The 10,264-nt window shown below is 35.7% G+C and carries 4 protein-coding genes; all 4 read left to right on the forward strand.

Features of this window, described 5'->3' with window-relative positions; translation table 11 throughout:
• On the forward strand, positions 1–1,695 hold a 1,695-nt coding region (locus F8153_RS16175), incomplete at its 5' end, for a hypothetical protein (RefSeq protein WP_408608760.1).
• A gap of 36 nt (positions 1,696–1,731) precedes the next feature.
• Positions 1,732–8,781, forward strand: a complete 7,050-nt coding sequence (locus F8153_RS11975; protein WP_151866599.1) for an RHS repeat-associated core domain-containing protein — start codon at positions 1,732–1,734, stop codon at positions 8,779–8,781.
• Between the two features lie 17 nt (positions 8,782–8,798).
• On the forward strand, positions 8,799–9,197 hold the full coding sequence (locus tag F8153_RS11980) for a phosphoribosylaminoimidazole synthetase (RefSeq protein WP_151866600.1): 399 nt from the start codon (positions 8,799–8,801) through the stop codon (positions 9,195–9,197).
• A gap of 214 nt (positions 9,198–9,411) precedes the next feature.
• Positions 9,412–10,170, forward strand: a complete 759-nt coding sequence (locus F8153_RS11985) for a transposase (protein ID WP_151866601.1) — start codon at positions 9,412–9,414, stop codon at positions 10,168–10,170.
• The last annotated feature ends 94 nt before the right edge of the window (positions 10,171–10,264 follow it).

Raw genomic sequence — 10,264 nt, forward strand, 5'->3', positions numbered from 1 at the left:
TTTGGATTGATACAAGATGGAACCATTAAGAACTTAGAACTAGAAAACATAGCAGTAGTTGGTAGACACTATACAGGAGCCTTAGCAGGAGCCATCGTAGGAGAAGGTATAGTAGAGAGAGTAAATGTACGAACAGGAAATGTAAATGGAAGCACCCAAGTAGGAGGATTAGTAGGAAACCTAACAAATGCTAGGATGGAGAAATCATCTGCAAATATTAGTGTAGCAGGAAATTTATACTATGTAGGTGGATTAGTAGGATATATGACAGGAGCAAATGTAAGGATATCCGAGAGCTATGCAGTAGGAAATGCTCGAGGCAGTTACAGTGTCGGAGGCTTAGTTGGTTATATAGTTGAAACAAGTGCCAATGTTATAAGAGTTGAAAACAGCTTTGCCTTAGGAAGTGCAGAAGGTACCCATAGCAATGGCTACGTAGGAGGATTAATAGGGCACGTATCAGCATCAAGCTCGGCCCACACATCAGTAAAGAACAGCTACTCTGCAGGAAAAGTTACAAGTCCAAGTAGTAATAAGGGTGGCTTAATTGGAGCCATAAATACATCCATTATTGCTGATAGTTACTTTAATAAAACGGTTACAGGTTTTGACAATCCTGCTTCTCAAGCCCGAACTACAGAAGAAATGATGCAGATGGCTAATTTTTCGGCGTGGGATTTTACAGAGATATGGGCAATAGAAAATGGCAGTTCATATCCATACTTAAGAAAATTGATTGTTCCACAACATGAGAACATGCCAGATCGATCAGGCCCCTTCGGATTACAAGCTGACATAATAGAGTCAAAATCAATTAACCTTGTTTGGGAAGGCGTATCCTGGGCAGAGTCTTATGAAATAAGAGTAAATGGTCAACTGATTGCTACAGTAGTAGAGCCAATGTATACCCATGATAATTTAACTCCAGGTACTGTGTATGAATACAAGGTAAGGGGAATTAATAATGGAATTCCTTATAGCTGGACACCAACTTTAAGGGCTGTTACTTTGATAGATATTCCAGAGAATTTTACAATTACGAAGTTAGGAGATACCCATAGACTTACATGGGATAGTGTGGATGGTGCCCTTGCCTACGATATTAAAATTAATGGGGTAATGATTAGTAGCATTACAGAAACCACTTATATTCATGATAATTTAATGCCAAATAGTCAAAACATCTATCAAATTAGAGCTCGGAACGATATCACCAATAGTAAATGGAGTGAGATTAAGGAGGCAATGTATAGAGAAGAAGGCACTTCGGGTATTAGTATTATTGCCGTAAATTGGCTTGATGATTTATCTCAAGAGGGTGAAGTTGAAATAATCATAAAAGCCTACACAGAAGACTTATATTCTGTAGCCTTTGATCTAATCTACGATACAGTTCATTTAAATATAACTTCAGACAGCATTGAAAATCTTCTTGTAGCAAACGATGAATATTATTACTCAGTTCATGATGAAATCGAAGGAAGAATAAGGATATTAGTATCTAAAACTGGAGAAGAAGCTGGTTCAGGTGGAGAAATTAGTATAATAAGATTGAGGTTAAAGCTTGAATCTACAGATATTTCTCAACTGCAAATCCAACAGGCCAAGATAGTAAATTCATTAGGGGAATTGGTGAACATACCTAATGTAGCCCCATTGAATATAACCATTCATCCTGAACACGAAGGTTTATAGTGATGGAATTTGAAATTAAACAAGGAGGTTTAATCTATGAATATAGGCCTTAAAAAAGCTCTAAAGTCTTTAAGTAGATATATTGCATGTTCCCTGATAATTGCATTGCTAGTACAGCTATTTCAGTCAGGCTTTATGGTATATGCCACAAACTTTGATGTGAATAAAAGCATACAAAGCTCTATCAGTGATACACAGATCATAGAAAATAGTAATGAAGCAGGAACAGAATCCTTTGAATTTAAGGAAAAACATGATGAAATAGAAGAGGATGCATTTACTGTTGTAGAAAGTAAAACTTTAATTGCAAGTTCTAGCAACAGTCAAAGCTCATTTGTAGTTGATTCAATTAAAAAAAGTACAAATAGCTTTCCGCGAACTATTACATATAATAAAAATGGATATAGTGGTGAATTACAAAAAGATGGTTCTTCAATAGCAAATGTAATAAGTGGAAATTACACACCTGCCCATAGCAAAAATGTCAGTCATTCAGATAACACCGGGACAACCTATCCCTCATCAAGCTATTCTTATTCTCAAGGGGGATACTCGGGTACATTGTCGTTGGGGTCAGTAACAAATAACCCAACACAGAAACCACAGCAGGAATCACGTACTTTTTATAAGACTCGTTACAATACCATAACTAATAGATATGATGCTGAAGGAAACTTAGTATCAAGTAGTGGATCAAGTGGGACAGATAACCCCACTTACCCAATCAATCAAGATGGATATGTAGGTTCAATACCTAAAGTAGACTGGTGGGTAGAAAGTGGACCAGACAGAACCGACAACCCGGATGGTTCTTATAAAATTGTTACAACTTATGGTGCTGATTATGAGGGGACATTAACAAAAACTGTGTATGTAACTGTAAATAATTATACTGGCAATTATAGTGGAACTGTAACAAAGCCCGAATCTGATACCAGAGTGTGGGAATATACACAATATTACGCAGGCACAGTATTTACCACTGCTATAAGAAATCAGAATCTAACAAGTCCACCCAATAGCGTGTCAGTAGGTGAACCAGTTAATATTATAACAGGCAACTACTATAGTATTGATGAAGATTTACTTATACCTGATATTGGAATAGATTTACAAATTGTCAGAAGCTATAACTCCTTAGATGAAAGAACAGGGATTATGGGCAAGGGATGGCATACAAATTATGATAGCACCATTACAATAAATGCTTCAACAGGGAATGCAACAATAACATATCCCGATGGAAGGATTTTAGTGTACCAACCAGTAGCAGGAACAAACAATTATACGAGTCCTGAGTCAATTTTTGATGTTCTAGAAAAACAGTCAGATGGTAGTTATAAACTGGAACTAAAAAACAAACAGATATATACCTACAACAACTCTGGAAAACTGACTGCCATCACCGATAGAAATAATAACACAATAACATTGCAATATGATGGTAATGGGAATCTAAGCTATGTAATAGGAGCAAGCGGTAAAAGACTAACCTTCTCCTTTGAAAATGGTAGGATTAGAACAATCACCGACCCTGCTTTGCGAACAATCAAATACACCTATGACAGTTTAGGCAATCTTCTTGAGGTTAAGGGCTTAAATGGTGGGATAAAGAAATATACCTACAACAGTTACGGATTAACATCTATAACGGATGAAAACAACAAAAAATTCATAGAAAACCATTATGATCAATATAGAAGAGTCGTTCTACAATATGATGAAGATCGAAACCCAACGACCTATAGCTACAATACTCTTACAATGGAAAATACTTACACATTTAACGGTACAACTACCAAATACAAGTACAATGACAGGCTATATATTGAAAGGGAAACCTTTTATGATAATACCTATCAAGAATATACCTATGACCAGTGGGGAAATAGAAAAAGTATTAGGGATAGAAACGGGAATATAACAAATTATAATTATGATGAAAGGGGAAATCTATTATCAATTACAGCCCCTCAACCTCTTGGATATGTTACCACCTTTACTTATGACGGTGACGATAACCTCAAAGAGATAAATACCCCAGAGGGTGGAAAAGTGAACTATGATTACGATTCAAAGGGTAACCTTATTAAGGCAACTCAAAAGCTTAACGATTTAGAAAGCGTAGAAACCAATTACTACTATGATAATAAAGGCAGATTAATTAAAATAGTAGACCCAGAGAATAATGAAACAATTCTAGAGTATGATAATGAGAAACAGCCTGAAAAGATTATTGACCCTGAATTAAATGAACTGCAATATAACTATGATGATCTTGGTAGAATGGTTAATATAATTACCACCTATGGTACAACAACATATAGGTACAATAATAATGATGATGTTGATAAGATAATCAGTCCCATGGGGGATATCACTAGGATGATCTATGATCCAGTAGGTAATCTAACAAAATATATAAAGCCCAACCATTATAACCAGTCAACTGATGACGGTATTGGTTATCTTTATAGCTATGATTCAATGGACAGGCAGATTCGCATGACAACACCTTTAGGTACAATACTAGCATTAAAGTATGATATGGAAGGAAACAAAATAAAGGAGATTAACCCCAACTATTATAACCCAGCTACTGATGATGGGATTGGTGTTGCCTATGAATATGATGGTAATAGTAGATTAATAAAAATAGTCAATCCATCAGGAAAAAAATCAAGAATCAAATATGACGGTGTAGGAAATGTAATTAAGGTAATTGATGCCAATAACTACAATCAAGCTATAGATGATGGACCAGGACAGCAGTATAGCTATGATCAATTGAACAGACTTATTGAAGTAAGAGATACTGAAGGAAGGGTCATCGAAAGATATGTATATGATAAAGATGGCAGAGTAGTAAAATCCATCGATGCACATGGCTATCTTAGCGGAACCAGTGACAACGACAGATATGGTACTCTATATAGCTATAATCTTACAGGCTGGCTTCTTGAAAAAAGAGTACCTGTAAAAGCAGAAGGCAATACCATGTATTACAATGTAACAAAATATCAATATGATAAAGTAGGGAGATTAATAGAGGAAATAACCTCGCCAGATTATGCAAGTAAAAGTGAAGAGCCTGAAGCATGGCATACAATTTCTCTGGATTACTATAAAAACGGATTGCTAAAATCTGCTACAGGAAGTGCCGGGGGCTATGTAGAATATTCCTATGATTCTATTGGTAACATTACTGAACGAAAGGTAAAAATCAATGAAGAGAAATATAGCATTACAGGATATGAATATGATGGCGCAGGAAGGCTGATAAGACAGTGGAGGGAGCTAGACCAGGATGACCTCTATGATGGAGGAACAGGAGCTGTATTAGCAGAAACCTTCTATGAATATGATAAAAATAATAATATAACTAAAATCACAAGGCCAGAGGGCTATGAAACAATCTATGAGTATGATGAATTAGACAGATTAGTTTCTAAAAGGGAAGAGGTATGGGTGGATAGTGTGGATGTAAGCCAAACAACCGCTTCTATATCCATGCCAAAAACCCTAGTCTATGGAGGACAGCAATATCAGTACAGAGTAGAAATAGACACAGATACAACAATTCAAGATGTAAATCTGAATCTTATGTACGATTCAAGGGTATTTGAGGTTGTAGAAATTACTCCTCAAGATTCAAACGTAATTATAAGCCATAATGACTCAGGTAGAATTAATATAACAGTAGCAGATGGGAGCTACACAGGTTCAAGTACTCTGGCCATTATAACCATTAGAGTAAAAGAAGGGGTAAAGGGTACATATTTAGTTACCATAGATAAAGATTCTACTTATACAGACCAATTGGGAGAAGAACATAAATTCCTTGCAGTGATAGGTAAATCAACAATGGTAAGAGAGCCTGATATGAATAATGATGGTATGGTAATGCTAGATGACTTTACATTAACAGCACTACTAAAGGGAATAGAGCTAAGTCAGCCCAAATATCATGAAAAATATGATATAAATAACAGCAGTATAATTGATATACCAGATTTAGACTACATTAGAGATTATATTTTTAATTACGAGAATCAACAGCTTGAAAGCCTATACCCCTTGGACTTAATAGAAAAAACAACCCACGGAGTTTATAATGCTTCATCAACTAAGATGACAAGAATCACACAATATGAGTATGATAAAGCAGGGAATCTAATAAAAGAAATAGACCATAATCAAAAAGAAACAATATACACCTATGACGCCTATAATAGGTTAATAGAGGTAACCGACGTTGAAATGGCAACATCAAAAATTGTTTATGACGAGGTAGGAAACATCATAAAATATGTGGCACCAGAAAACTACGATTCAGCAACCCAAAATGGACCAGGAACAATCTATACCTATGATACAATGAATAGGCTAATTGAAATTAAGAATCCAGAGGGAGCAGTAGTACAAAGAAATATCTATGATGTAGCGGGCAGAATAACAAAGGAAATAGACGCAAAAGGCTATCAATCGGGACAAACAGATGCAACAAGATATGGAATAGAATATACCTACGATATAGGTAGTAGACTAAAGAACATAAACACACCAGAATCAAAGGCAAAAGGAAAAATATCCCTTCAGTATACCTATGATGCAATAGGGAACATTATAAAAATTATAGACGGAGAAGGTAACGAAACCCAATACCAAAGAGACCAGAGGGGAATGATAACAAAGATAATAGATTCCCAGCAAGTGGAAACCCTATACCAATACGACAATGCAGGAAATCTAACATCTCAAACCGATGGAAACCAAAACACCACAACCTATTACTACAACAGTCTTAACCTTCTTAAAACAATAACGGACCCAGAGAATCAAACAATTACCTATAGATACGACAAAGAAGGAAGATTAGTAAGACAAATAGACAGGATGGACCAAACCATAATATATCAGTATAATAGAGATAACAACCTTACTGCTAAGAACATACTAGGGAAAGACCTCGAGGAAAGATATTTCTACAATCTAGATGGAAGCCTATTAGCAGCAACAAATGCATGGGGAGTAGATACCTTTACCTATACCCCCTTAGGACAATTAGAAAAAAGATATAGAAATGGACAACAAATACTAAGCTATGATTACAACAAAAATGGCGATATAACCAGTATAACCGATGGGTTAGACCAAATAACCAGATACAGCTACGACATTAATGGAAGACTAAAAACAGTATCAGATAACAATACACTACTAGCCACCTATAACTACAACCCAGACAATACGATAGAAGAAATCCAATACAACACAGGAATAAACACACAAATAGGCTATGATAAAGACAAAAACATCGTATCAATGGTAAGTAAGAATCCATCAAACAACATCATCAATAGTTTTAGCTATACCTATGACAATAATGGCAACCAGCTAAGTAAAGTAGAAAATGGACAAGCAACTCAATATACCTACGACAGCCTAAACCAACTAAAAACAGTAAATGATCCAGCCTCAGGGTTAGAGACATACAATTATGACAATGCAGGAAATAGAATAAGTAAAATCCAAGGAGAAATCCAAACAACCTACAGCTACGATAGCAGAAACAGATTATTAGAAAGTATATTAACCCAAGAAGACCAAACCATTGTAACAACCTACAGCTATGACAAGAATGGAAATCAATTAACAGCAATAGAAGAAAAGTACATACAGGGGCTTCTAGAAAACAGTAACACAACAACCAACAGCTATGACGGCTACAACAGACTCATAAGTACAAACCTTCCAGATGGTAGCTGGCAACAAAATCAATACGATGGCCTAGGCTTAAGGATTGCCACCATAGAAAACGGGCTACGATATGATTTCACCTTGCACAATGGAAGCATAATAACCGAAACCAATGGAAATGGAGATCTAGTAACCAGAAGTATAAGGGGAATAGGCTTAGTAGCCCAGATATCAGGAAAGGGAGATAAAAAACACTACCTTAGTAATGACCAAGAAGAAGGAGCCATAAACTACTACCTACACAATGCCCATGGAGATGTGGTAAGCCTAGTAACAGGTAGCGGAGAGGTTTTAAACAGCTATCAATATGATGCCTTTGGAAACCTGAGGAACTACACAGAAACAGTAAAAAATAGATTCCTCTATGCAGGAGAGCAATATGATAGCTTAACAGGAGAATACTACCTAAGGGCGAGATATTATAACCCACAGCTAGGGCGTTTCACTCAAGAGGATGTTTACAGAGGTGATGGATTAAATCTGTACATCTACGTAAGTAATAACCCGATAATGTATGTAGATCCTAGTGGACATTATGCTATATATTTTGATGATTCGGAAGGGTTTACAAAACCTACTCCACCACCTTCTGTAGTGAGCGATAGTAATGTCAAGAGTATGCAGAGTCAGAGTAATACCAAGGATTATAAGGACAGTGTTGGTGAAATTGAAAAATATGCTGATGGAGTATACTATAATAGTGCTGGAGAAATATATGTCGAATTTAGTGGTATAATGGCTCCTATAGAAAATTGTTTTAAGGGTAACGATATTCCATCATTAGAGGAAATATATCTAACATTACATTCGCCATTCTTAGATGGTATAAGCGAAAGACATCTCTATGTAACTGATGATTCAGTTTTAACAGATTCACGTTATCCTGATGGACTAGAAGATCTCTACTATCAAGGTAGAAAAATTGGCCCGCTCATAGATGCAGTTCTTTATGTTTCAGCTGGATTAGGAGATTATGCAAAAAACAACAATATAACACTACCCGAAAAACCCCAGGCAGATTATTCAGATGTTTATGATAAGGCTTATTCATCAAATAATTCTCAGGGGGCGAGTGATAGTCCTAAAGTAGAAGGGCGAGGTCAATCAAAAGGTGGACATCAACCAGAAAATCTAAAAGAACAACTTGCTGTGGAAGAAGCAATGTCAAATCCATCTGCAGGTAGAGAACTCAAAGGTTTGAACACAGATCCCAGATGGCCAGCTTCCGAAGGCTGGACAAAACAAGCTCAAAATGTTAACGGAGTAGAAGTTCATTATCAGTATAATCCTAAAACTGGACAAATAGATGACTTTAAAATTAAGTAAGATATGGGGGCGAGATGATGAAAGTAAGGTGTATTGCCAGTACAGGGGACAAATTATTATTATCAACTATAAACAATTCAGGAGACTCACCAGAAACCAGATATCCTTTAAAAGTAGGCGAAGTATATATTGTTTATGGTCAACATATTTATAAAAGTGTACTAAGCTATTTATTGATTGGTACTTATGAGAATTTACCATCATGGTATCCAGCTGAACTATTTGAAGTCGTAGACTCGATGTTGCCCATGGAGTGGTATTATCAATATGATGCTAAGTCTGTTCTGAGTGCAATATGGGGTTATAATGAGCTCGTTTTAACTGGAAACCACTATGATGACCTAATAGAAAGAGAAGATAAAGCAATAAGAACTTTCTTGAAACGCAAAAAGGAAATTGATGAATATTGCGAATAAAAATTCTAATAGATTATAATCATTTAATTCTTTTTACAACATTTATTGGAGGCGACAGGGCATTTAGCTTTGTTGCTTCTTTTTTCTTATCTTTTACCCCCAAACCCCACTAGGGCAAGCATTCAGAAAACCAAGGGTAGAAAACCAAGGGGACGGTTCTCATGGTTGCACTACCTCCAAATGTATGCTAATCTATATTTGGAGGTGGTTTTTTATGCCAAGAAAAGCCCGAGAAAAAAGTGAAAGTGGCCTATATCATATAATCCTGCGAGGAATTAATAAACAAATAATATTTGAAGACGAAGAAGATAAGAAAAAGTTTTTACAAACATTAAAGGATTACAAAGACAAAAGAGGATATAAGGTATATGGATATTGTCTGATGGGAAATCATATACATATCATATTGCATGAAATAGAAGAAGGAATTGAAATAGTAATGAAAAGCATAGGAGCCAGTTATGTGTATTGGTACAATTGGAAGTATAATAGAAGTGGACATTTGTTTCAAGATAGATACAAAAGTGAGCCAATAGAAGATGAAGGTTACTTATTAACAGCATTAAGATACATACACCAAAACCCATTAAAAGCAGGAATCACGGATAATATTGAAGATTTTCAGTGGAGTAGCTACAGAGAATATGTAAATAAAGAAGAAATAGTAGATACAGATTATATCTTAAAAATGTTAGATTCAGATAGAAAGACAGCCATAGAAAAATTCATTGCGTTCCATAAAGATACAAATGAAGAAAAATGCTTAGATATAGAAAAAAAAAGGAGATTGACAGATAAAGAGGGAATAGAAATAATTAAAAGGGTCTGTAAAGTGAACAACTGTTTAGAAATTCAACAGATAGAACAAGATATGAGGAATAAATACCTGAAAAAGCTAAAGGAAGAAGGACTGTCTACTAGGCAGATAGCAAGGCTAACGGGCATAAGTAGAGGGATTGTATTAAAGTCGTAACCACAAGAACCGTCCGGGACCAGTGAAAAACTGGTCTTTTTTCCTTAAAGCATTAATAATTAGTCTCTAAACGAGCCTGTAGAAAATTTTGTGT

It is taken from the genome of Alkaliphilus serpentinus, assembly GCF_009017255.1.
Taxonomy (GTDB): Bacteria; Bacillota; Clostridia; order Peptostreptococcales; family Natronincolaceae; genus Alkaliphilus_D; species Alkaliphilus_D serpentinus.

What these genes read in the sequence shown, in the direction of transcription:
- F8153_RS11975 (WP_151866599.1), top strand. Translation starts at nt 1,732, where the DNA reads ATGAATATAGGCCTTAAAAAAGCTCTAAAGTCTTTAAGTAGATATATT.
- F8153_RS11980 (WP_151866600.1), top strand. Translation starts at nt 8,799, where the DNA reads ATGAAAGTAAGGTGTATTGCCAGTACAGGGGACAAATTATTATTATCA.
- F8153_RS11985 (WP_151866601.1), top strand. Translation starts at nt 9,412, where the DNA reads ATGCCAAGAAAAGCCCGAGAAAAAAGTGAAAGTGGCCTATATCATATA.